The organism is Lacticaseibacillus hegangensis, assembly GCF_003946465.1.
Lineage (GTDB): Bacteria > Bacillota > Bacilli > Lactobacillales > Lactobacillaceae > Lacticaseibacillus > Lacticaseibacillus hegangensis.
On sequence record NZ_RHOL01000013.1, the window covers coordinates 25,234 to 48,489 of the forward strand.

The 23,256-nt window shown below is 56.8% G+C and carries 25 protein-coding genes; 9 read left to right on the forward strand and 16 right to left on the reverse strand.

Going from position 1 to position 23,256, the window contains the following annotated elements; translation table 11 throughout:
• Positions 1-167: 167 nt before the first annotated feature.
• The 10 genes from rplA to pplA form a co-directional block, all read right to left on the reverse strand.
• On the reverse strand, positions 168-857 hold the full coding sequence (gene rplA / locus EKM86_RS05350) for a 50S ribosomal protein L1 (RefSeq protein WP_125755803.1): 690 nt from the start codon (positions 855-857) through the stop codon (positions 168-170).
• 89 nt (positions 858-946) lie between these two features.
• Positions 947-1,372, reverse strand: coding sequence for a 50S ribosomal protein L11 (gene rplK, locus EKM86_RS05355; RefSeq protein ID WP_125755805.1), 426 nt, complete (start codon positions 1,370-1,372; stop codon positions 947-949).
• Positions 1,373-1,503: 131 nt separating this feature from the next.
• Positions 1,504-2,325 carry an alpha/beta hydrolase gene (locus EKM86_RS05360; protein WP_125755808.1) on the reverse strand — a complete coding sequence of 274 codons (822 nt, stop codon included), beginning with the start codon at positions 2,323-2,325 and terminating at the stop codon, positions 1,504-1,506.
• Between the two features lies 1 nt (position 2,326).
• Positions 2,327-2,872 (reverse strand): transcription termination/antitermination protein NusG, encoded by a 546-nt coding sequence (gene nusG / locus EKM86_RS05365; RefSeq protein WP_125755810.1) that lies wholly within the window; start codon positions 2,870-2,872, stop codon positions 2,327-2,329.
• Positions 2,873-2,972: 100 nt separating this feature from the next.
• The gene (gene secE / locus EKM86_RS05370; protein WP_125755812.1) at positions 2,973-3,143 is read right to left on the reverse strand and encodes a preprotein translocase subunit SecE; all 171 of its coding nucleotides are present in this window, start codon (positions 3,141-3,143) and stop codon (positions 2,973-2,975) included.
• Between the two features lie 12 nt (positions 3,144-3,155).
• Positions 3,156-3,305: a 50S ribosomal protein L33 gene (gene rpmG, locus EKM86_RS05375; protein ID WP_125755814.1), complete on the reverse strand. Its 150-nt coding sequence runs from the start codon at positions 3,303-3,305 to the stop codon at positions 3,156-3,158.
• Positions 3,306-3,335: 30 nt separating this feature from the next.
• Complete coding sequence (locus EKM86_RS05380; protein WP_125755816.1) at positions 3,336-4,328, reverse strand: UbiA family prenyltransferase; 993 nt, start codon at positions 4,326-4,328, stop codon at positions 3,336-3,338.
• Positions 4,325-5,269 (reverse strand): 1,4-dihydroxy-2-naphthoate polyprenyltransferase, encoded by a 945-nt coding sequence (locus tag EKM86_RS05385; protein ID WP_125755818.1) that lies wholly within the window; start codon positions 5,267-5,269, stop codon positions 4,325-4,327. Before EKM86_RS05385 ends, EKM86_RS05380 begins: the two co-directional genes overlap by 4 nt.
• 18 nt (positions 5,270-5,287) lie before the next feature.
• A complete protein-coding gene (locus EKM86_RS05390; RefSeq protein WP_125755820.1) occupies positions 5,288-6,361 on the reverse strand; it encodes an FAD:protein FMN transferase in 1,074 nt (357 codons plus the stop codon).
• A gap of 94 nt (positions 6,362-6,455) precedes the next feature.
• Complete coding sequence (gene pplA / locus EKM86_RS05395; protein ID WP_125755822.1) at positions 6,456-7,379, reverse strand: extracellular electron transfer flavoprotein PplA; 924 nt, start codon at positions 7,377-7,379, stop codon at positions 6,456-6,458.
• Positions 7,380-7,694: 315 nt separating this feature from the next.
• Between pplA and EKM86_RS05400 the strand changes: the two genes are divergently transcribed.
• The 4 genes from EKM86_RS05400 to EKM86_RS05415 all read left to right on the forward strand — a co-directional run bounded on the left by EKM86_RS05400 (position 7,695) and on the right by EKM86_RS05415 (position 11,673).
• A complete protein-coding gene (locus EKM86_RS05400) occupies positions 7,695-9,593 on the forward strand; it encodes an NAD(P)/FAD-dependent oxidoreductase (RefSeq protein WP_125755824.1) in 1,899 nt (632 codons plus the stop codon).
• Between the two features lie 120 nt (positions 9,594-9,713).
• Positions 9,714-10,139, forward strand: a complete 426-nt coding sequence (locus EKM86_RS05405) for a NusG domain II-containing protein (protein WP_125755826.1) — start codon at positions 9,714-9,716, stop codon at positions 10,137-10,139.
• Positions 10,136-10,699, forward strand: a complete 564-nt coding sequence (locus tag EKM86_RS05410; RefSeq protein ID WP_125755828.1) for a Gx transporter family protein — start codon at positions 10,136-10,138, stop codon at positions 10,697-10,699. Before EKM86_RS05405 ends, EKM86_RS05410 begins: the two co-directional genes overlap by 4 nt.
• Positions 10,696-11,673, forward strand: coding sequence for a polyprenyl synthetase family protein (locus tag EKM86_RS05415; RefSeq protein ID WP_125755830.1), 978 nt, complete (start codon positions 10,696-10,698; stop codon positions 11,671-11,673). Before EKM86_RS05410 ends, EKM86_RS05415 begins: the two co-directional genes overlap by 4 nt.
• A 78-nt stretch (positions 11,674-11,751) precedes the next feature.
• Here EKM86_RS05415 and EKM86_RS05420 read toward each other — a convergent pair whose 3' ends face one another.
• The gene (locus tag EKM86_RS05420; protein ID WP_125755832.1) at positions 11,752-12,294 is read right to left on the reverse strand and encodes a sigma-70 family RNA polymerase sigma factor; all 543 of its coding nucleotides are present in this window, start codon (positions 12,292-12,294) and stop codon (positions 11,752-11,754) included.
• Between the two features lie 461 nt (positions 12,295-12,755).
• Between EKM86_RS05420 and EKM86_RS05425 the strand changes: the two genes are divergently transcribed.
• Genes EKM86_RS05425 through EKM86_RS05445 form a run of 5 tightly spaced genes read left to right on the forward strand, consistent with a single transcriptional unit; the run spans position 12,756 to position 17,953 of the window.
• On the forward strand, positions 12,756-13,571 hold the full coding sequence (locus EKM86_RS05425; RefSeq protein ID WP_125755834.1) for an ABC transporter permease subunit: 816 nt from the start codon (positions 12,756-12,758) through the stop codon (positions 13,569-13,571).
• Complete coding sequence (locus EKM86_RS05430) at positions 13,564-14,289, forward strand: ABC transporter ATP-binding protein (RefSeq protein WP_125755836.1); 726 nt, start codon at positions 13,564-13,566, stop codon at positions 14,287-14,289. Before EKM86_RS05425 ends, EKM86_RS05430 begins: the two co-directional genes overlap by 8 nt.
• Entirely contained in the window at positions 14,255-15,466 is a 1,212-nt protein-coding gene (locus EKM86_RS05435; protein ID WP_125755838.1) for an acyltransferase, read from the forward strand. The genes EKM86_RS05430 and EKM86_RS05435 overlap by 35 nt, the downstream gene beginning before the upstream one ends.
• The gene (locus tag EKM86_RS05440; protein ID WP_125755840.1) at positions 15,463-16,992 is read left to right on the forward strand and encodes an AMP-binding protein; all 1,530 of its coding nucleotides are present in this window, start codon (positions 15,463-15,465) and stop codon (positions 16,990-16,992) included. The genes EKM86_RS05435 and EKM86_RS05440 overlap by 4 nt, the downstream gene beginning before the upstream one ends.
• Positions 16,982-17,953, forward strand: a complete 972-nt coding sequence (locus EKM86_RS05445) for an aliphatic sulfonate ABC transporter substrate-binding protein (RefSeq protein WP_125755842.1) — start codon at positions 16,982-16,984, stop codon at positions 17,951-17,953. The genes EKM86_RS05440 and EKM86_RS05445 overlap by 11 nt, the downstream gene beginning before the upstream one ends.
• Before the next feature lie 57 nt (positions 17,954-18,010).
• Here the strand turns inward: EKM86_RS05445 and EKM86_RS05450 are convergent, their stop codons facing one another.
• The 5 genes from EKM86_RS05450 to recQ form a co-directional block, all read right to left on the reverse strand.
• Positions 18,011-18,565, reverse strand: a complete 555-nt coding sequence (locus EKM86_RS05450) for an NYN domain-containing protein (protein ID WP_125755844.1) — start codon at positions 18,563-18,565, stop codon at positions 18,011-18,013.
• Entirely contained in the window at positions 18,566-19,363 is a 798-nt protein-coding gene (gene rlmB / locus EKM86_RS05455) for a 23S rRNA (guanosine(2251)-2'-O)-methyltransferase RlmB (RefSeq protein WP_125755846.1), read from the reverse strand.
• Positions 19,335-19,763, reverse strand: a complete 429-nt coding sequence (locus EKM86_RS05460; RefSeq protein WP_125755848.1) for a Mini-ribonuclease 3 — start codon at positions 19,761-19,763, stop codon at positions 19,335-19,337. The genes rlmB and EKM86_RS05460 overlap by 29 nt, the downstream gene beginning before the upstream one ends.
• Positions 19,760-21,163, reverse strand: a complete 1,404-nt coding sequence (gene cysS / locus EKM86_RS05465; RefSeq protein WP_125755850.1) for a cysteine--tRNA ligase — start codon at positions 21,161-21,163, stop codon at positions 19,760-19,762. Before cysS ends, EKM86_RS05460 begins: the two co-directional genes overlap by 4 nt.
• A 231-nt stretch (positions 21,164-21,394) precedes the next feature.
• Positions 21,395-23,158 (reverse strand): DNA helicase RecQ, encoded by a 1,764-nt coding sequence (gene recQ / locus EKM86_RS05470; protein WP_125755852.1) that lies wholly within the window; start codon positions 23,156-23,158, stop codon positions 21,395-21,397.
• Between the last annotated feature and the right edge of the window lie 98 nt (positions 23,159-23,256).

The window sequence follows — 23,256 nt, forward strand, 5'->3', positions numbered from 1 at the left end:
TTTTGCCGATTTATACACACTCACCATATCATGGACATTTAAAATCTGCTGTTTTCAGCGCACAAAACCCCCAGCGTGACACCCTTTGGCCAAAATTTGACAGGAAAAATTTTCAGAAAAAAACACCGGCTTCTCCAAAAGAAGTCGGTGTTGATTGAATTGCTTGTTTAGAATGCCGAAACGTCAACCTTGACCCCAGGGCCGAAGGTTGAAGTCAACGTCAAGCTTTGGATGTAAACACCCTTGGTTGATGCCGGCCGCGCCTTGACGATGGTGTCGTTAAGCGCCTTGAAGTTCTCGATGAGCTTAGCGTCGTCAAACGAAACCTTACCGATCGGGGCGTGGACGATACCCGCCTTGTCGGCACGGTATGCGACCTGCCCAGCCTTGACGTCGTTGACCGCCTTCGCGGTGTCCATCGTCACGGTGCCGGTCTTCGGGTTAGGCATCAAGCCTTTCGGCCCGAGGACCCGGCCCAAACGACCAACTTTGGCCATCATCGGTGGTGTTGCAACAGCAACGTCGAAGTCGAGCCAGCCGTCTTGAACCTTTTTAACCAAGTCATCAGAACCGACTTCATCGGCACCGGCGTCTTGGGCAGCCTGAGCTTGCGGGCCTTCGGCGAAGACGATGACGCGCTGCGTCTTACCAGTCCCGTTAGGCAGCACAAGAGCGCCACGGATCTGCTGGTCAGCCTGCTTAACATCAATGTTCAGGTTGTATGCCACTTCAACGGTTGCGTCGAACTTGGCAAAATCGATCTTTTTGACCAAAGCAACTGCGTCCTCAGGGGTGTACGCCTTAGTGGCGTCGACCTGCTTAGCAGCGTCTTGGTACTTCTTTGCTTTCTTAGCCATACTGGAATTTTCCTCCTTGCAAATGTGGTCAGCGGGCCGAAGCCCTTCCACTTGATTCATTCAGCTTTCGCTGAAGATCCGGACATGCATTAGCCTTCGACTTCAAAGCCCATGGAACGTGCTGTCCCTTCAACCATGCGCATCGCAGCTTCTACATCTGCGGCGTTAAGGTCTTGCATCTTCGTTTCCGCGATCTGCTTCACTTGGTCCTTGGTAACCTTCGCAACCTTTTTGGTGTTCGGTTCGCCAGAGCCGTGCTCTACGCCAGCGGCCTTCTTCAGAAGAACCGCTGCCGGCGGGGTCTTGGTGACGAAGTCAAAGGAACGATCTTCGTACACGGTGATGACAACTGGAATCAGCATCCCATTTTGGTCTGCGGTCCGCGCGTTGAAATCCTTGGTGAAGCCCATGATATTGATCCCAGCTTGACCCAGAGCAGGGCCAACAGGCGGAGCTGGAGTTGCTTTGCCCCCAGGGATCTGGAGTTTAACGATGTTTGCTACTTTTTTAGCCACGAAACATAACCTCCTTAAGTCCGTGATGTGGTCATGATGGGCAAGGTAATTTTGCCCTCCCACGCGTATGCCAAAACATACTCGACTAAGTTACCACGATTCAGGCCCAAAAGCAAGAGTCGTCGCACCAATCAGGCCTTGAGCTGCAGCGGCCACAGGAACGTCGCGACGTCTGCGTCGACCAGGCGATTCTCGTGCAGCAAACTGTGGGCCGCCCGCGGCCCGCGGATCACGACTTCGGCATACCGTGCGACGTGGTCTTGCGCCAGATAGCGAATCGAAAGCGCCGAGTTAACGCCCACCGCCCCGTCGTGCTGTGACCCGTTGAATAAATCACCGGCCACGTTCAACCATTGCAAAGTTGCAGGCAGGTCGGCCACATGCGCGCGGAAAAATTCGTACACCGGCGTGGTCTGACTCGGCCCCGCCGGCCCAAGGGGCCAGTTGACGACTTTACCCGGAGTGGCCAGCGCAGTGTCATTATACGGCGCCGCCAGTGTGACCAGCGCCCGGACCGGAACTGCTGGCCGGCTGACGGTGTAAAGCACCGTCGTGATTCCACCCATCGAGTGGGAAACCAAGTTGATCGCAGCAAACGGTGCCTGCTGCTGCAGCGCCGCAATCACCCGCTTCACCCCGATCAGCTGGGCTGCCGGCTGCACCCGTTTATCGGCAAACAGCACTTGAACGGCCACGTGCGGGCCAAACGCCAAGCGCCCACGCAGGTGCACCGAACCGTTTTGCCGGACCAGGGCGACGACCTGCTTGTCCACCGGCAGCCGCCGCAGCATGTGGCCAAACGTGTAACGCGTGCCAAATTCTCCGGGCACAAACAGCGTGGGTACGCGATCGGCAACGTCAACCTTGCGCTGCCTGTCCGGGTGCCCTAAACCATAAAAATCGAGGGCGAAGGCGATTAACGCCCCGCCCCCGATTACAATGAGCCAGATCATCTTAAAGTTTGTCGACCTGGTCGTAGTCCAAGTCGGCGGCGACTTCACGCTCGAACATATTGATGGTCGCCTTCAGCTTCTGTTTGTCCGGGTCGTTGGCGGTGATCTTGCCCTTCATGCCGGCAAACGCACCGGCAATGATGGTGATCGTCTCGCCGACTTCAAAGGACAGCGTGGAGTGTGTGGTGGCCATACCCTGTGAGTGCAAAATGGTCGCCACTTCGTCAGGCATCAGCGGGTTTGGCTTGGAGCCGCCGCCGTGCGAGCCGACAAAGCCGGTGACCCCTGGGGTGTTACGGACAACAAACCAGGACTCGTCGGTCATGACCATTTCGACCAGCACGTAGCCAGGGAAAACCTTCTCCATCTTGACCTTGTCCTTGCCGTCCTTTTTCTCGTGTTCTTCCTCTTCAGGCACGATCACTTGGAAAATGTAGTCTTCCATGTTCATTGAGGTGACCCGAGACTCCAGGTTCGCCTTGACCTTGTTTTCGTAACCAGAGTAGGTGTGAAGCACGTACCAGAGCTTTTCAGCTGATTCAGCCATTGTTTTTCTCCTTTTTGATGACAAATAAAAAACCGTCGCCAAGAGGCTTCGGTTTTTGCGCTGACCCCAGTATACGCCAGAGCGAGCCTTGATATCAAGATTAAAAAATGAACGCCTTCAGGACCAACAGAATGACCCAGTCTGCCAGGGCAAAGTAAGCGGCAAACAGGAGCGACGTGATGATGACGGTGGTGGTATCGCGCCGAGTTTCCTTGGCGGTCGGCCAGGTGACCAGCGACATCTCGTGAATCACACTTTTGATAAACTTCATAACTGCTGCCTCCTACTTCGTCTCGCGGTGCTCAGTCTGGCGCCCGCAATACTTACAATACTTATTTAACACCAGGCGCTGCGTGCGGCGCGGGTTTTCCGGGACGTAATAGTTCCGGTGTCCGCAGACACTGCAGGCCAAGGCGACTTTTTTTACGGACATGATGAGCCCTCCTAGCTTCCAACTATGGTATCAGAAAAGCCTATGCACTGCAAGGTCGATCAGGATGCACAGAAGCAAGAGTACTGTCTCGCTGCCGAAGGTCAAAAGCAGGTTGGCCACCGCGGTGTTGAAGGTTTTCGCCTTGTCCTGCACGGCCAGAAAAGCGTCAATGTTGCGACGCACCCGTGGCCACATAAACACCACCAAGAGCACTGGCACCGGCAGCATCCTCAACCCGACGGCCAGCACGATGGCCAGGTAGGCCGCGGCAGGCAGCCACGGATAAATGGCCAGCGCCCGCTTTTTCCCCAGGTAGTACGGTAGCGTGAAGCGCTGATTGCGCTGATCCTGCTTCAAATCGCAAATGTTGTCCGCAAACATGATGGTGCCGTCAAGGATGACAATCGGCAGCGCTAGGAAAAAGAGTCCCAGCACCAGCGGCACGTTGCCGCTTAACACAAAGCGGCTGCCAGTCAGCGTCAGCATGATCGGCTGAGGCACAATGTTGACGAACACCGCGATGAACACCGCGCCAAAGCCTTCCACGGTACCGGACAGCAGCTCGCCCGAGGGGATGCGCGACAGTGGCACCGGCCCGAAGGTGTAAAAGATCGCGACGAAAATCGCGGCCCCACCGATCAGAATCAGGCTGAGATTAGTCCGCCAAACCAACACCAAGCCGGCGCCAACCGCGATTGTCAGGAAGAGCCCCATCAAGGCCAAAATGCGATGCGGAGCTAAATGCTCGCGGCCGATAATGTTTTGCGTCTGCCGGTAGTGCTCATCTTTCGCCTTGTAGTAGTCCTGCACGTTGTTAAACCCGGTCACAAATAAGGCAATACTCATCTGGCCGACAAAGTACACCAGCGAATTCACCCAATTAAACTGGTGAAACCCCCACCAGGCGTACAAGATACCGAACAGGTACGGCAAGAAGCTGCACAGCTTGGCCGGCAGGCGAATCAGCTCGAAGAACAGCGGCCAGGTCAGTGGCCGAAACGATTGGTGTGTGCTCTCCTTCATCGGCTCACCCCCAAACTGGCGACCAGCCCCAGCATCAGCGCCAGGTTTGCCAGCGTCAGGGTGCGCAGGGCCAGGCTGAAGGTGGTGCGCTTGTCCGGGTGCGCGGTGAAGCGGCGTGCATCGCGTACCGCAAGCGGCAGCGGCAGCAGGGCCAGCAGCAGCGGCCACGGCAGCAGGCGCAGGGTAACAGCCACCACGACTGCCGCAAAGCCGGCCACTGCCAGGAACCTGTACAGCCAGGCCGCGTATGTTTTGCCCAAGTACATTGGCAGCGTGATGCGGTGGTTGCGCCCATCCTCGGCCAAATCTGACATATTGTTGGCCAGCATGACATTTGCGATCGTGGCCATCGGCGTCACGCACACCAGCCCCAAGGTCAACAGCGCCAGCCAGTTGCCGCTTAAACTCAGCAGCGGCCAGGCCAGATTAAGATTCAGTAGCGCCTTGGCGTCAACATTAATATAAGTAGCGATAAACGGGATCCCCAGCCCCATGGTGAGCCCGGAAAACACTTCCCCCAACGGCAGGCGAGACAGCGGCAGCGGCCCGAACGTGTAGAAAATGCCAATGGCAAAGCACACCGCCCCGACCAGCAGCAACAGCCAGTCCGTGCGGGCACTCAACACCAGCCCCAGCCCGGCGGCGACGGCCAGCAGCGCAATCACCACCCCGCGCACCAAACCGACCGAAAGCTGAGCTTTGCCAATGATGTTGACCGTGCGGCGGTACTGTTCATCCTTGGCCTTTTGGTAGTCCATCAAGTTGTTCAGGGCCGTGGTCATCATGTCAAAAGCCAGCATCGCGACGAAAAACAGCGCCGTGTTCACGCCGTTGAACTGGTGAAAATACACCAGCGCAAACAGTGTGCCGACGCCGAATGGCAAAATGCTGGCGAGCTTGGTACGGGCTTCGACGAGCGTTAAAAAGTTTTGGACTGACATCAAACTCCCCCAAATCGTTTATTTCAGTGTGGCCAGCTGGTACCCCGAATTCTTCAGCAGCTGGAATTTACCCTTGAGGCCGCTGGAGACGTAAACCTTCTTGTCCTTGGTGATGAAAATGGCCTCGGCATCCTTTTGCTTTTCGATGAAGGCCATACCGCCGCGCAAGCCCTTGTCAAAGGTCGCAGTGGACAGCGCATCCCCGTCGACGGACTTTTTCGTCACGATCGACACGCCCATCAAGTTGTTTTCAAACGGGTAACCGGTGCGCGGGTTCATCAGATGCGAGTAGTTGTGGCCATCCACCACCAGGTGCCGCTCGTAGATCCCAGAGGTCACGACGGTGATGTTTGCGCCCGGCACTGTGCCGATCGAAGTGCCGCGCGGCTTCTTGGGGTCTTGAATGCCCACCGTCCACGGCCGGTTGGTGGCCTTCGGGCTGTGACCCATGACGAAAATGTTGCCGCCCAAGTCGATGATGGCGGTGTTGACGCCATCTTTTTTGAACACCTTGACCACCTCGTCGGTGATGAAGCCCTTGGCAATTCCGCCCAGGTCCAGCTGCATGCCTTTTTGCTTCAGGTAAACGGTCCGCTTGCTGCCGTTCAGCACCACATCCTGGTAATGAACCAGCGGCAGCACCCGGTCGATTTCCGCCTGCGCAGGCTTGCGGGCATCGGGAAAACCGATGTGCCACAGGCTGGTCACCGGTCCAATTGCCAGGTCGAATGCGCCGTTAGAGCGTTCACTATAACTTTTGGCGTACTGGATCAGACGGAACACATCATCGGACACCCTGACCGGTTTTTCGCCGGCCGCGTTGTTGACCGCGTCGACCTCAGAGCCCTTCTGGTTGACGGTGATCTTCTTGGCCAGCGCCCTGACCCGGGCAAACCCATCATCGACCGCGCCCGCCTTGCCCTTGTTGTAGACGCTGAGCGTAACCACAGTACCCATCAAAAATTCGGTATCCTGATGCGGCGTCTGGATCACGGCGGCGGGTTTTGGCTTGGGCGCCGCTTGCTGTCCGCAGGCGGCAAGCGGCAGGGCCAGCGCCAGCAGGGCGATGAGTGCCTTCACTCTCTTTTTCATATTAATATCCCTTCACGTTTTCTTCTATTATAACGGCCCAGCCATAAAAAAAGCAGCATCCGCGAGGACACTGCTTTCGCGCTTAATCGAAAAATTATTCGGCGTACACGATGTTAGAAACCTTAATTGGTGTCGTGTTGCCGGCCTGAGCGGCGTTGATCAGCTGTTCAGCGTAAAGGATGAAGGTATCGGAGCTTTCAGTCGCGCCGGAAACCACGTCAACTTCGGCAGGCTTTTGGGTCTTGACCAACGCAGCGTTGAGCTTTTCGGTGTATTCCTTAGGGCCGACGTTGTTGACCTTCTTCATGCTCTTCTCGTACTCGGCATCCTGAGTCTTGGACTTGCCGTTCTTGTCCACATTGTCGTACTTGCTTTGCGTGATTTTGCCGCCAGAAACGACGATGGAGAAGACAGTACGGTAGCCGTGAGAGTAATTTTCCTGCTCCAGCGTGTAAGTGCCATCCTGCAACTTCGCCGTGTTTTGGACTTCGATCTTCTTGGTGTTGCCCGCCTGCGCGGCCTGAACCAGCTGCTGGGCGTAGTTCTTGAAGGTCAAACTGGAATCGGTGGCACCAGAAACGACGTCAATGGCGTTGGTGTTCGTCCCGTTCTTCTTAAAGGACTTGTTCAGGGCCGGAATGTATTCCTTAGGACCGACACCAGCTTGCTTCTTCATCGTCTTTTCGTATTCGGTGTCCTTGGTCTTGGACTTGCCGTCCTTGTCCACGTAGTCATAGGTGGTCTTGGTGATCTTGCCATCGGCAACGGTCATGCCCATCTCGACTTTGTAACCGTGGTCGTACCCGGTTTCGGCAAGCGTGTAATCCCCATCTTTAAGCGGCGCCCCAGCGGTTTGCTTTTGCGCCTTCGCGCTGGATGAGGACTTCTTGGCCGTCTTGGAGGTCGTCGTCTTGCTGGACGAGGAATCCTTGCTGCTGGAGTTGCTGCCGCAAGCGGCCAGCGTCAAAGCAGAGACTGCAATGATGGAGATGCTTGCCAAAGTCTTAGATAATTTCATTTTCCGATACCCCTTTTGAAAAATATTAGGAACTTTGTGTTACATTTCACACAAACCAAGTGTAAACACCCGAGTGGCAAAAATCAACAAAAGCCGAACATTTATCAGGTCTTTCTCATTTTGCAGGAATTCGTTTCCATTGTCCTTACCCCAACACTTTCGTTGTCTCTATGAATTAGTCACCACCCTGATGACCTTCAGTAACCGGTTACCAGCCTTGCGCGAATTCATGGACAACAACCGGGTTTTAAATGTATAATTAGCATTGCAATTTAATTGATTTGCGGAATTATTCACATCTAAGGAGTGTTACCCATGGCGCAAAAAAATATCGTCATCGTGGGGGCCGGGTTTGCGGGCGTCTACGCGACGAAACGATTAGCCAAGCATTTTAAGAAAGACAAGGACGTGACGATCACCCTGATCGACCGCCACTCCTACTTCACTTACATGACGGAACTGCACGAAGTTGCCGCCGATCGCGTCCCGGAAGACGCGATCCAGTACGACCTGCAGCGCTTGTTTGCACGGCGCAAGAACGTCAAGCTGGTCACGGACACGGCGACCACCATCGACCGCGAGAAGAAACTGGTCAAGACCAAGCACGGGGCCTACCCTTACGACTACGTGATGCTGGGCATCGGCTCTCAACCGAATGACTTCGGGACCCCTGGGGTCAAAGATTACGGCTTTACCCTGGGCTCCTGGGAACACGCCATTGCGTTGAAAAAGCATATCCAAGACGTGGTCCGGCGCGGTGCTGAGGAGCACGATCCAGCCAAGCGCAAGGCGCTGCTTTCCATCGTCGTTGTCGGCTCTGGCTTCACCGGGACCGAAACGATCGGTGAACTGCGCGACTGGCGCGACACCTTGGCCAAGGAAAACAAGCTTGACCCTAGCGAGATCACGTTCACGCTGATGGAAATGGCGCCGACGATCATGAACATGCTCGACCGCTCGGATGCCAACAAAGCGGAGCGCTATTTGCTTAAAAAAGGCGTTAAGGTCATGAAGAACACCGGCGTGGTTGGCGTTCACGAGGATCACGTCGACCTGAAAGACGGCTCGACCTACCCGACTTCAACGTTGATTTGGACGGCCGGCGTCAAGGCGACTGACGAAGCTGCCCAGTTCGGCCTCACCCAGGGGCGTGCCGGCCGCATTGTGGTCAACTCGCACATGGAAAGTCAGGATGACCCGGATGTCTACGTCGTGGGGGATGTTTCGTTCTTCGGCGGCAACTCGGATCGCGGCGAGCCGCAAATCGTGCAAGGTGCCGAAGCTGGTGCCAAAACCGCGCTGACCAACATTGAAAGCAAAATGGCCGGCAAGGCCGGCGACTTGGATTACAAGGCATCCTACTCTGGCTTCATGGTGTCTTTGGGTTCCCGCTACGGCGTGGCCAACCTGATGAACATCTTCCATCTCTCCGGGTTCTTCGCGATGCTGATGAAGCACCTGGTCAATATGCTGTACTTCCTGCAGAACTACTCGGGCTATTACTTCTTCCAGTACATGATGCACGAGTTCTTCCGCACCAAGAACGACCGCAACTTGATGCGCGGCCACCTTTCCCGCCAAGGCAATGTGCTCTGGGCGGTTCCGTCCCGCATTTTCCTGGGCCTGATGTGGCTGGTTGATTGCGCTGGCAAGGTCTCAGGCAAAGAGTCCTGGTTCCTCGACAAGCTGCGCCTGCCGTTTGACTGGCTGCAACCGGCGACGACCAGCGGTGCTTCTGCCGCCGGCGCCGACGCCACCTCTGCTGCTAGTGGTGCGGCCAAGGCTGCAGCACCTGCCGCCAAAACCGTCTTCTCCCTTTCCTATCAGTACGGCAAGGAACCGATGATGGTTTTCGACAAGATGCCAAACTGGATGTACACGATCACCAAAGCGATGATTCCAAACCAAGACGTCGCCTTCTTCATGCAAAAGTCGATGACGATTATTGAGATCCTGATTGGCCTGGCACTGGTTGCTGGCCTGTTCACCTGGCTGAGCGGCGCGGTGTCTGTCGCCTTCACCATCATCTTCTGCCTGAGCGGCATGTTCTACTGGGTCAACATCTGGATGATTCCAATGGCCATTGCCGTGATGAACGGCTCAGGCCGTGCATTCGGCTTAGACAAGTGGGTCGTCCCTTACCTGCAGAAGACCTTCGGCAAGTGGTGGTACGGCACACCAAAGGCGTTGTACGGCAGCGATACGCCTAAATAGGCGACGTTGCCAGGCCTAAGGGTTCTGGGGTAGACTAAGCCTCGGAACCTTTTTATTTGGCGGAGTCGACTGCGGCCGACTCCGTTGCTTTTTGAAAAACTGACAAAGGAGGCAGCTGGTATGACGCACAATAAGTATCTCAAAATGATTCGCCCAGGCGACATCATCATCATTGTGCTTCTGCTGGCCGCCTCCTTCATCCCGTATGTGGTCTTTGCCCGCCAGCAGGCCGCCCAGAGCCAACCAGGCAGCGGCCGGACGCTGACCGCCTACGTCACCCACAATGGCAAGCGCGTGTATCAGATTCAGCTCACTGGCCACCACGGCACCAGCCGTTACCACTACCAAGCAGGCAACGAATACAACGACATCGTGACGACCGGCGATCAGATCCAGATCATCGACGCCAATTGTCCAGACCAAGTCTGTGTGAAAAAAGGCAGGATTTCAAAGCCGGGTCAGACCATCGTGTGCCTACCGCACAAACTGCTGGTCGAGATCAAATCCAGCACCGGCGAGAGCGGCGGCGGGATGGTGACAGAATGAAGCCGCGCGTGTATCGGCCGGCGCGCACCCGCCAGGTCATTTACATCGCACTACTTTGCGCCCAGGGCGTCATTATTGGCCTGCTGGAGCGAATGATCCCGTTTCCGTTCGCCTTCGCCCCTGGTGCCAAGCTGGGCCTGGCCAACCTGATCACCATCGTGTCTCTGTACACCATGAGCGTGTCTGACAGCTTCTTGCTGATGCTGCTGCGCCTGCTTTTGACCACGCTGCTCGGGGGGACGCTCTCGACCTTCATGTACAGCGGCGCCGGTGCACTGCTGTCGTGGCTGGGGATGCTGCTGATCAAGCAGCTGGGTGACAAACGGGTGTCAATGATCGGCATTTCGGCAGCTGGTGGCATTTTGCACAACGTCGGCCAGCTGCTGGTCGCTAGTCTGATCGCCCAAAGCTGGACCGTGATGCTTTACCTGCCAGTGCTGTCGTTCATGGGCATCCTGGCCGGACTGGCGGTCGGCATTGCCGCAAACTTCCTCTTTGAGCACATTGACACGCTGAAACGACTGCGCTTTGACCACACCAAAAAAAGGAGTCAATCATGAAGATCCATGCCATGTGGCAGGATTACCCGGCACTTGCCCCCGACCTGACCGCCACGCTTGATTTGATCGATCAAAATATTCATCCCGATAATCCGGCCGTCGCCAAGGCCCTAGTCCAAATGATCAACGCCGGCGGCAAGCTGCTCCGCCCCGCCTACTGCCTGCTGTTCAGTCAGTTCCACGAAACGGATCACGAGAAAATTATCGCCCTGGCTGCGGCCGTCGAGACGCTGCACACGGCCACGTTGATCCACGATGATGTGATCGACAAAGCACCGGTGCGCCGCGGGACAAAGACGATTGCTGCGCAGTTTGGCAACGACGTCGCGGTTTACGCCGGTGACTACCTCTTCGTCGTGTGCTTTCAGCTGATTGCCCATTACGCCTCTGACCTGCGCTCAGTTCAACAGGACTCTGCGTCCATGGAACGCATACTCAATGGTGAAATGGCCCAGATGGCGCGGCGCTTCAACGTGGACATGACCATTGCCGACTACACCGAGCAAGTCACAGGTAAAACTGGACAGTTATTTGCGCTGGCGGCGTTCATCGGCGCCTACGAAAGCGGTCAGTCCCTCCGCTTTGCCAAAAAATGTGAAGCCATTGGCCTGAACATCGGCATTGCCTTCCAGCTGATGGACGACATCCTGGATTACACCAGTACCGACACTGCCATGGGCAAGCCCGTTCACGAAGACATCCGCCAAGGCGTGTACTCGGCACCGCTGATTTTGGCGATGGCCGACCACCAGGCCGAGTTCGCCCCGCTGTTGAATAAACGTGCCGCAATGACCGACTCAGATGTGGTAAGTGTGCTAGACCTGATCACGCGCTATGACGGGGTCTCCAAGGCGCAGGCCTTGGCCGCGCAGTATACCGATAAGGCAGTGGCCGGTCTGGCCAGCCTGCCAGATCAACCGGCTCGCGCCACACTAATTCGCCTGACCAAACAGCTTTTGACTCGGCAAAGCTAACGCCAGTCTGAGCGCCTCGCAAGCCAAACACCCCTTCACTGCGATTCAGTAAGATCGCCGTGAAGGGGTGTTTTTTGGTCAATTCATCTGGGCCGAGAAATATTGGGTCAACTTCAGCTTACTGCGTTCGATGGCGCGCCGATAAGCTCGTCTGGTGGCCGCATCGGAGTTTTCCAGCACCATTTGCAGGCCGCGCCGCTCCAGTGGACTCAGCTGCGCCACATACTCGCCCAGCTGAGAGCGCAGGACCAAGTTATCTTCGATGCGCTGCCCAGAGGCAAAACTGGGCGGCAAAATCGCCCCGGGATTGGCCATGACCATGGCGTTCGTATCTGCCGACCGCTTCTGGGCTAAATGCTTGCGCAGCAGCGAATGAATGTGTGACAGCAGCACCATCCGGTAAAACGGGCCAAACTTCGAGCCGGCGGTCCCGTCGTAGTGCGAGATCGCCTTGAGCATCGCAATTCTGGCTTCTTGCAGCCAGTCGTCGCGGGTGTAATCGCGAATGTAATAGGCCGTGATGACCCGCAGCACCATCGGTTTGTATTGATCGAAAACTTGCTTAAACATTTCCGAATCCGTGGCCGCACCGCGGATCATTTCCAACTCCTCAGGTGTCATATCGACGCCTCCCCCTGATTTTTTAAAAGCGGTTTCATTGTATCAAGGCGTTAACTGATTGCCTATAAAACAGGCGTTTGGCAAAGATTGTGAGAAAATGTTGCGCAAGTGTGGGCCCCATCACAACAGACTTTACTGGTTTAATTAGCCAAGCTTGCGAGCGCATTTCACAAAAACATTTTCAATTTTTACATGACCCCTGCGATAAGGTCCCAGTGCGACCAGCCACACAGGGCGTCAGGCTAGGTTTTCACGCGACGCCATCGCGAGACGGGAACAAGGCATTATTTCTTAACCCGGCTGGCAGCTGTTAAAACGCCGTGCCCAAAGCATTTACATTCATTTTGGGAAGGCTTAAAATGATTTTTATCAGTGCCTACTTAGCTAACTCTTAATATTTTCACATAATATTCAAGTTTCATCGGTAGGCTTGTTTCATCAGGCTTAAGGGGGATACACTCATGGACCAAACGTCCGAGTCGTCCGCGGGAAAACCGCGGTCTTTTCATGTTAACTGGCATAATTTGCTGCCGTGGCTGATTCCGGTCATCCTGATTTTGATCTGGCAGCTGGCCGCAACGGCGGGCTGGGTCAACTCCAAGCTCCTGCCTTCGCCGCTCGCGGTGGTTCAAGACGGCGTACGCCTCTGGCAAACCGGCGAGCTGCCGAAAAACATCAGCATCTCGCTTTACCGCGCCACCACCGGCTTTGTGATTGGGGGCCTGGCCGGCTTTGTTTTGGGCCTCGCCAATGGCTTGTCCAAGATCAGCTGGCTGCTGTTTGATTCCACCATCCAGATGCTGCGCAACATTCCTCATCTGTCCTTGATCCCGCTTGTCATCATTCTGCTGGGCATCGGGGAAACGGCCAAAATCTCGCTGGTCACCATCGGCGTCATGTTCCCGATTTACATCAACACCTTCCACGGCATTTCCAGCGTCGATCCCAACCTAATCGAAATGGGCAAGTCGTACGGGTTGACCAAACGTCAGCTGTTCACCAAAATCATTTTTCCTGGCGCCCTGCCGACCATCCTCGTTGGGGTGCGGTACGCCTTAGGGGTGATGTGGACGACATTGATCGTGGCGGAAACCATTTCGTCTAACTCGGGCATTGGCTACATGGCCAGCAACGCCCAGGAATTCATGGACATGGAAACTGTCCTGCTCTGCATCGTGATTTACGCGCTGCTGGGCAAGGTCTCGGATCTGATTGCCAAGGCGCTGGAAGATCTGTGCCTCGACTGGCAAACGAAAGGCGGTGCGGCAAATGACTAAAGCCGTCGTCAAGCTTTCTCACATCTACAAGCAGTATGGCGATAACCATGCGCTGCGCGACGTGTCATTCGACCTGCAACCCGGCGAGTTTGTCGCCTTGGTCGGGATGTCCGGTGGCGGCAAAAGTACGCTGCTGCGCCTGATCGCCCAACTTGAGCAGCCAACCGCAGGAACCATCGAATACGCTGACGCAAACCTGGTGACCCGCGTGATGTTTCAAGACGGCCGCCTGCTGCCATGGATGACCACGCTGAACAACGTGTCATTCGCGGCCCATGACGCCAAAGTCCAGGCCCGGGCGAAAAAAACGCTCACAGCGGTCGGCCTGGCCGGCTTTGAAGAGACCTACCCCACCGAACTGTCCGGTGGCCAAAAGCAGCGCCTGGCGCTGGCCCGCGCGCTGATGGCGGACCCGGAACTGCTACTGCTCGACGAACCGCTTGGCGCCTTGGACGCCCTGACGCGCCGCAACATGCAGAGTTTCATCACCAAAATCTGCGACGCCAGTCACCTGACCACCCTGCTCATCACCCATGACGTTGACGAAGCCGCTCGCATGGCCAACCGCGTCATCGTGGTCAAAAACGGGCGGGCCGTGTTTGAAACGCCGGGCGCCAAGGGTGAAAGCCCGGAAAGAGTGGCCCGCGTGGCCGACGAAGTCCTCAAGGTGATTCTTGCCCCAGATGATCAAGCAAAGGAAGGTGAACGGCTTGGCTGAAACGGCCCCTAAGAAAAAACGCAAATACCTGTACGAAGTTGATATCATGCGCATCATTTTCATCTTCGGGGTCCTGCTCAACCACACGACGACCGCCTTCACCCACGCGATGACCGACGCGAACGGCTGGGCGCACATGTCGCTGCTTGCGACCCACCTGCTGATCCATTTCACGCGGATGGGTTTCATGTTCATCACCGGATTGGTGTTGACGCTCAACTACTATCACCGCAATGACTGGCCAACATTTTTCAAGAAGCGCTTTGCCGGCTCTGGCTGGCCGTACCTGCTGTGGAACATCATCCTGCTGGTCGCCAGCTGCCTGCTCGGCCTGCCGCCCTTCACCTGGCAGACCTTCTGGCCGACGCTGACCTCGGCCATTCTGCATGGTGACCAGTTCTATCTGTACTACATCGTGGTCACCTTACAGCTCTATGTGCTGTTCCCCTTCATGGTGATGCTGTTTAAAAAGGTCAAAAACCACAACGCGATTCTCGCCGTCTCCGCACTGCTGCAGCTGGCCATTGTCGCGTTCATCAAGTATCGCTACCAGTTCATGGACCGCTCCGCTTTGCCTTGGTGGGTGGCGTCCTACGGCATCAACGTGTTCACCTACCAGTTCTACTTCATCTTCGGGACTTATGTCTCGCTGCACTATAACGCCGTGCTCGCGTGGCTGCGCAAGTGGCACCGCTGGGTCATCGGCATCACGATTGCCATGTCCTTTGGCACTGTGCCGTACTACTTCTGGAACCGAAACATGCTGGGTTTTGCGCACAGCTATGCCGTGTCGCCGCACCAACCTTACATGTTTGTTTACGACACCTTCATGATCCTGACGGTATTCTTCATCGGGTTGAAGTACGCAGACTGGCGCAAGCATGGCATTCCCAAGGGCGTTGAGACCTTCGTCAAAAACGGCTCAAAAGTCTCCTTTGGGATCTATCTGGATCAGACCATTGGCCTCACGATTCTGGGGTATTTGATGCCGCTGATCCACCTGCCTGATTGGGGCTATCTGGTCATGATTCCGGTCGGCTACGCGCTGGTGCTGGGGATTTCCTTCGCCCTGGCCTGGTTCTTCTACAAGGTGCCGCCGTTTGGCATCCTGATTGGCCGGCCGCAGTGGCACATTTTGAAAAAGAATCGCAAACCTAAAGGAGCAATCGCAAAATGACTCGTGTCAATGACTTACTCGCACAGCAAACCCAGCGCCATGCCAAAGATCCGATCCTGAAGGACCTTTCCTTAGCCCGCTGGTTCACCGGCGCGGACTTAGATCAAGATATTCAAACGCTGCAGCAGGCCTGGCTGGCTGCCGGGCTTGGGCGCGGCGACGTGCTGACCGTGTCGCTGGCCAACTCTGCCGCCTATTTCACCATCGATCAGGCCGCCTGGCAAAAAGGCATCGCCGTGCACCCCTTGTCACCGACCACTCCAGTCTCTGAGCTGGTAGCCGACCAAACCAGCCACGACTATCAGGCCATGCTCGTTGAACCGGCCATGGCCGAGCAGCTGCACGGCGCGCGCTATCGCAAAACGGTGCTGTCGCTGCTGACTTTTCCCAGCTTAGTACTGGTCACCCTGCCCGCGGAACTGCAGGACGAGCCGGATCACAGCGCGCCAAAAGAGGAAGACATCGCCTTGATCATGTCGACTTCCGGCACCACCGGCAAGCCGAAGCGCGTCGGCCTGTCGCAGCGCATTGTGTACAACGCGGCCAGCCACGACGCCCCAAGCAATCGCATGAGCGACAAGTCTGTCGCGCTCATCACCATGCCGCTGTTTCACATCAACTCGCAGGTGATGGTCGGCCTGGCGATGCGCTACGCCGATGCCAAAATTGTCGTCGCCCCTAAATTTTCTGCCTCGCGTTACTGGGGCTGGATGGCCCAGGACGGCGTGACCTGGACGGCGGTCGTGCCGACCATGATCTCGATTTTGCTACTCAACGACAAGGCTAACGCGGCCTACCAGGAGCTGAAAGACCAGGTGAAGCTCGAATTTGTGCGCTGCTCCTCGTTCGCGCTGCCTGAAGATCAGCTGGTGGAGTTCCAAAACCGCTTCAACACGCGCATTATTGAGGGCTACGGCATGACCGAGGCCTCCAGTCAGTGCACCATCAACCCGTTTGACGCGCCGAAAATTGGCTCGGCCGGCAAGCCGGTCGGCACCGACGTCGCGATCCACCACGCCGATGGCAGCTTTTCTGCCGCTCCGGGCACGGTGGGCGAAATCGCGATTCGCGGTGATCACGTCATCGATGCGTACCTTGATCCGCACCCGGACTCGTTCACAGGCGGCTGGTTCTTGACCGGTGATCTGGGTGAGTTCGACGAAGATGGTTACCTGTTCGTCAAGGGCCGCACCAAGGAAATCATTTCCCATGGTGGTGAAAAAGTCGCTCCTGCACATGTCGAAAACGTCCTCGATGAACTGGACTTCATCGCCCAGCTCTGCGTCATCGGGACCCCCGACAAGCTTTACGGCGAAGAAGTGACCGCAGTCGTGGTCTCCACCACGCCAGGCGCCAATGAAGACGCTCAGCGCAAGGCCCTGCTCGAATACGGGCGCACTCACTTGGCCAAGTTTGAGGCCCCGACGCGGGTCATTTTCCTAGACGATTTTCCCCGCAACCAAACCGGCAAAGTCCTGCGCCCACAGCTGAAGCAATGGATCGCGGAGGGCCAGCATGAAATCTAAACGCCTCAAAGTCAGTGCCCTGCTGGTCCTGCTGGCGGCGTGGCTGGCCATCGCCGGCTACGGCTACACGCAGACCCGGCCCAGCAGCAGCGAGAAGAACCAGCTCACGCGCGTGGTGATCGGCTATCAAAAGGCCGACCCGGCAGACATTTCGCGCCAGCACGGCGAACTGGTCAAAAAAATGAAGAAAGCTGGCTACCAGGTCGTCTTCAAGGAATTCCAAGATGGTGCGGCCCTGATGACCGCCTTGAAGTCCGGCAACATCAACTACGCGCGCCTTGGCGACACGCCGCCGGTTGTCAACCAGGCCAACGGGCTTGACCTCGTCTACATCGGCGCCGGCGCCTCCAAGGAGTACGGCACTGGTGTCCTGGTCAAGAAGAACAGCGGCATCAACACCCTGGCTGATCTCAAGGGCAAGCGCATCGCGTACGCCAAAGGCACTGCGGCTCAGTTTGCCATCATCCAGACGCTTGCCAAAGCAGGCCTGGCGCTGAACGACGTCAAGCTTGTCAACATGGATCAAGGCGCGGCCTCAGTGGCCTTTGCCAAGGGCAGTGTGGACGCCTGGGTCACCTGGGATCCCTACACCGCCACGGCGCAGGTCCAGCAAAACGCGAAGCTTTTGACCAACGCCAAGGGCCTGGCGAAAAACCGTGACTTTGTGGTGTCAACGCGCAGTTACGCCACCAAGCACAAGGCCATCTCCAAGGCCTTGATCAAGTACATGGGGCAAGATATGGCCTGGGCGCGCACCCATCATACCCAGCTGATCAACATGCTGAGCAAGACGCTCAAGCTCTCCAAGCCGATCATCAAGCTCGATGTTGAGCGCCGCACCTACTCTATGACGCCGGTCACCGACGCCATCGTCCAGGAGCAGCAGAAGATTGCCGATGTCTTTTATGAACAAGGCCTGATCAAAAAGAAGATTCAGGTCAAAGACGCGCTACTGAAATAACGCCCGCAAAATTGAAGCAAAATGACGTCGCCTCGCGATTGCGAGGCGACGTCATTTTTACTTGTGTCCATTCTTTTTGTCTTCCGCCTCGCGACGCGTCAGTTTGCGCCGGGCGTGGTCGAGTTTTTTCAACTGGTCTTTGCTCCAGATTTGGTTGCGCTTGGGCTCACGCATGATGAACGGGTCCGTGGAATGATTGAATTCGCGCTCTGACCGTTTAATCTCCTGATAAAACTCGCGCGACGAGATTCGCAGCGCCCCGCGAGAAAACACCGTCCATTGCTCCGCCTGATCAGAGGTCACCACAGACAGCTGCACCAGCGGCCCGTTGAGGTCGTTGGCCAGCCGTTCGATATAGGAATCGGCGGTTTCATCCTGCTGCGTGAACACCACTTTGAGGTTCCATTTCGAGTAGTTCTCGCCGATGCCAGGCACGTACATCGCGTCAAACACCACGATCATGTCCGCATTTTCGTGGGCGCGGTACTCCGCCAGAATGTCCAGCAGCCGGTCGCGCGCGGCGTCAAAGTGACCGGTGGCCTTGAGCTTGGCGAGCTCAGGCCAGTTGCCGATCACGTTATAACCGTCCACGAGCAGCAGGTGCCGGCGCATCTACTTGCCTCCGCGGCTGGTAAAGCCCTGATACATCAGGATGCCAGCCGCCACCGAGGCGTTCAGGCTCTGCACATGACCGACCATGGGAATGGTCAAGGTAGCGTCCATCAGCTTCGCCAGACCGGGGCTGATGCCCTTGCCTTCGTTGCCGATGACCAGGGCGACCTTGCCCTTGGCGTTCCACTGGCGAAAGTCCTGGCCGTCCATCGCGGTGCCGAAGATCCACAGTCCGCGCTCCTTGAGCGTTTTGATGGTCTGAGCCAGGTTGGTGACACGGGCGACCGGAACATGCTCAATCGCGCCGGTCGAAACCTTCGCGACCGTGCTGGTCAGGCCGACTGCACGGTGCTTGGGGATAATGATGCCGTCGACCCCGACCGCGTCGGCCGTGCGCAAAATCGAACCCAAATTTTGCGGATCCTCCAAATTGTCGAGAATCACGAAAAACGGATCGTGCCCGGACGCGTGGTCAAACAAGTCATCGATGGTCACATAGGCATAAGGAGCCATGGCGACCATCACCCCTTGGTGATTACCGCCGTCTGTCAGCAAGTCCAGCTTGACCTTGGGCACCTGCGAAACGAGGATCTTTTGCTTTTTCGCCTTGTCAACGATCACCCGCACGGGATCGGAGTTGAGGTCCTTTTGCACGAACAGTTTATTGATGGTCTTATTCGACCCTTCGCGCAGGGCTTCTTCAACGGCGTGGCGGCCGAAGACAAACTCGTCCTGGTGGGCCTCATCCGTCGGTTGGTCGCGGCGCGGATCATTTTTCCGCGGGTTTGATTTGGCCATGGCCAGTGCCTCCTTCTTCTACGTAGTCGATACCCCAAAGCGCCAGCTGCTCGATCCGCTCATCCTGGCCCGTCAGCTTCAGGTAGCCAAACAGCGCCTCAAAGCCGGTTGAAATCCGGTAAGTCACCACGTCGGTGTGCTTCGCGTGGGTGTAGCTCTTGGCGTTGCGGCCGCGCTTGTAGTAGTCCCATTCGGTCTCGGACAGCAGCGATTGGCACTCCATGCCGTCAATCAGCTTGGCCTGGGCCTTCGCCGACACAAACGACTTGGCCGCCTTTTGCAGCTGGTTCGGGCGCACTAAGCCGCGGTCCAGCAGATGCTGGCGCACGTAGACTTCCCACACCGCATCCCCCAGGTAAGCTAGGGCGATTCCGTTCAACTGTTTTGCATCTGCGCTCATTTGCGGCGCCACCTCGTTCCTTGTGCGGTATCTTCCAGTAAAATGCCCTGTGCCTGCAGCTTATCACGGATCTGGTCGCTTTTGGCAAAATTCTTGGCGGCGCGCGCGGCGTTGCGGGCGGCAATTAACGCCTCGACATCGGCGTCCAGCAGCTCTTCCTTGAAGGTCACGCCAAAAATGGCGAGCCAGGCGGCCTGCTTATTCAGCATGTGCTGCAGAGTCGCAGCCGCCACAGTCGGTGCAGCGGCGGTTTCATTCATCAGCTTGGCCAGCTCGTAAACGACGGCAAGACCATTTTGCACGTTGATGTCATCGTCCATGGCGGCAACAAAATCCGTCTCCAGCGCATCCAGCTTGGCCTCTAGTGCCGAATCGGTGCCAGCAGCCGCGTCTTTGAGCCGGTAGCTGATAGCGTCGCGGGCGATTTTGAGGCGTTCCAAGTTGCGCCCAGCTTCCTTCAGGCCGGCCTCGGAGTAGCGAATCGGCCGGCGATACTGGGTCGATGCCATCAAAAAGCGCAGCACCTGCGGGTCAACTGTCTTCACAATGTCGTGCACCGTGATGAAATTGCCGAGCGACTTGCTCATTTTCTCGTCGTCTTCGCCGATGGTGACAAAACCATTGTGCAGCCAGTAGTTGACGAACTTCTGACCAGTTTCGGCCTCACTTTGGGCGATCTCGTTTTCGTGGTGGGGAAATTCCAGGTCCTGACCGCCGCCGTGAATGTCGATGGTCTTGCCCAGAAGTGTCGTGGACATGACCGAGCACTCAATGTGCCACCCGGGCCGCCCGGCGCCCCATGGGGAGTCCCAGGAAATCTCACCGGGTTTTGCCGCTTTCCACAAGGCAAAATCAATTGGATCCTCCTTGCGGGCAGTTTCAGCGTCGGCCACGTGCTGCGAGGCGCCTTGCTCCAGCTCGTCAACGTTCTTGTTTGACAACTCGCCGTAATGGGCAAACTTGCGGGCGCGGTAGTAAACGTCGCCATCGGCTTCGTAAGCGTAGCCCTTTTTGATCAGATCAGCGACAAACGTGATGATCTCCGGAATCATTTCACTGGCGCGCGGGTGCGCCGTGGCCGGCTCAATGTTCAGCTTGGCCGTGTCTTCCATGTACGCGTCAATGAAGCGCTGAGCAAGCGCTAGCGGCGCCTCACCGGTTTCATGGGCCGCATTGATGATTTTGTCGTCAACATCGGTGAAGTTCGAGACGTAATCCACCTTGTAGCCGCGATATTCAAAGTAGCGGCGAATCGTATCGAACGCAATTGCGCTTCTGGCGTTGCCGATATGAATGTAGTTGTACACCGTGGGGCCACAGACGTACATCTTGATTTCCCCAGGGACGAGCGGCTTAAACGGCTCTTTTTGCCGCGTCAATGTGTTATAAAGCTGAAGCATAAAATGGCCCCTTTCTTCGTTTTACTCAGGTGAGCAACGCAAGCTGTTCTGGCGAAGCCCACGCGCCTTCGCAGTCTTCTTAGTTGCGCTCCGGCAAGCAACGCGAGCTGACCTAACTACGCTCATGACTTCACCTGCTTTGCAGGCAAAGCCATGCCCTAGACTAGCCCACTCGCTAAACCCGCTTGCCTTCACAGCCTTCTTTATTCTACGCGATAACGTCTGGGGTTACTAGCTTGCGGCCAGTGCCTGTAGGAAGACTTTGCCGTACTTTTTCAGTTTGGCCTCGCCGACGCCCTTAACGTTCAGCATTTGCGCCTCGTCTTGCGGCTGCAACAGCGCCAACTGGCGCAGTGTGTCATCGGAGAAAATGACGTAAGGCGGCACGTTTTGCTTTTGTGCGAGCTCATAGCGCAGTGAGCGCAGCTTCTGGAACAGCTCGTCATCCACTGCCACGCTGGCGTGAGCTTTGACGGCCTGCTTGCGTGAAACTTTGGCCGCCCCGCGCAGCACGTCCGCGCCCAGCTGAGTAACGCCCAAAGTCGGGTACTGCCCGCCTTGCGCTTCCAGGTAGCCGCCGGCAGTCAGAAAATCGATAAAACTGGCAATGTCCTTTTTGCGCATGCTCGCCATCAGCCCGTAAGTGGACAATTCCGCAAAGCCAAACTGGCGAATGCGCTGATTGTTGGACCCTGCCAGCACATCGGCAACCATGCCCTTGCCAAAACGGCCATGCAAACGCACCACGCAGGACAAGACCTTCTGCGCAGACTCGGTGACGTCCACCGCCTCGCGCGTGTCCAAGCAGTTTGAGCAGCGCCCGCACGGTTCGGAGGTTTGACCGAAGTACCGCAGAATGAACTGCTGCAGGCAGTCGCCCGTGTTGGCGTACTGGTTCATCACCTGCAGCTTGCGATACTCATTTTGCTTGTAGTCCTCATCACCGTCGCTTTGATCGATGAAGAAGCGCCGGATGCCCAGGTCGTTCGGGGCATACAGCAGGATGGCCTCGGAATCGAGCCCGTCCCGCCCCGCCCGGCCGGCTTCCTGGTAGTAAGATTCCAGGTCACCTGGCACCTGCGCGTGGATCACAAAGCGCACGTTGCTCTTGTCAATGCCCATCCCAAACGCATTGGTCGCGACCATCACCAGCTTGCGGTCGAACAGAAAATCCTCCTGGTTGGCATTGCGCTCAACTTCAGCCATCCCCGCGTGGTACTTGGCCACGCTGACGCCGTGGCGGTCCAGCAGCCCATACAGCCGCTCGACTTCTTTGCGGGTGGCACAGTAGACGATGCCGCTTTGATCCTGGTTTAACTTCAGGTAGTCGAGCAGGTAAGCGTCCTTATCCTGACCCTTGACCACCTGAAAACTGAGGTTGGGCCGGGCAAACCCGGTATTGATGAAACCGGCCTGCGGAATGCTGAGGCGCTGGCCAATGTCGTCGGCCACCCGGGTGGTCGCCGTCGCAGTTAGCGCGATCACAGTCGGGTGCGATGGCAGTTCCTGGGCAATGCGTGTCAGCTCCAGGTAACTGGGACGAAAATCGTGGCCCCACTGCGAAATGCAGTGCGCCTCGTCAACCGCCAAAAGGTCGATGCGCAAATCACCCAGCTCCTGCAAAAAGCCGCCGAGCTCTAGCCGCTCGGGCGCGACATACAGCAGCTTGTACTCACCGCGCGCCGACAGGTCCAGCCGGTGCTCGGCCTCGCGCGAATCGACCGTCGAGTTGATGTAGGTCGCCGGGATCCCGTTGGCGTTCAGCGCGTCGACCTGGTCCTTCATCAGCGCGATCAGCGGCGACACCACGATCGTCAGCCCGTCCTGCAGCAGCGCCGGAATCTGGTAACACAGCGACTTACCGCCGCCGGTCGGCATGATCACCAGCGTGTTTTCGTGATTCAGCACGCGCTGGATCGCCTGGTCTTGCCCAGGCCGAAAGTCGTCGTAGCCGAATTTTTCTTTTAGAATGCTTTGCGGAGTTGCCGCTGCCATGGTCCATCCCCCTGTTCGTATCCAACCATTTTACCCGTGAAAAGCAGCCCTGTACACCTGACAGATTTCGTGGTTGCACGCAAAAACCGCTCACCCAC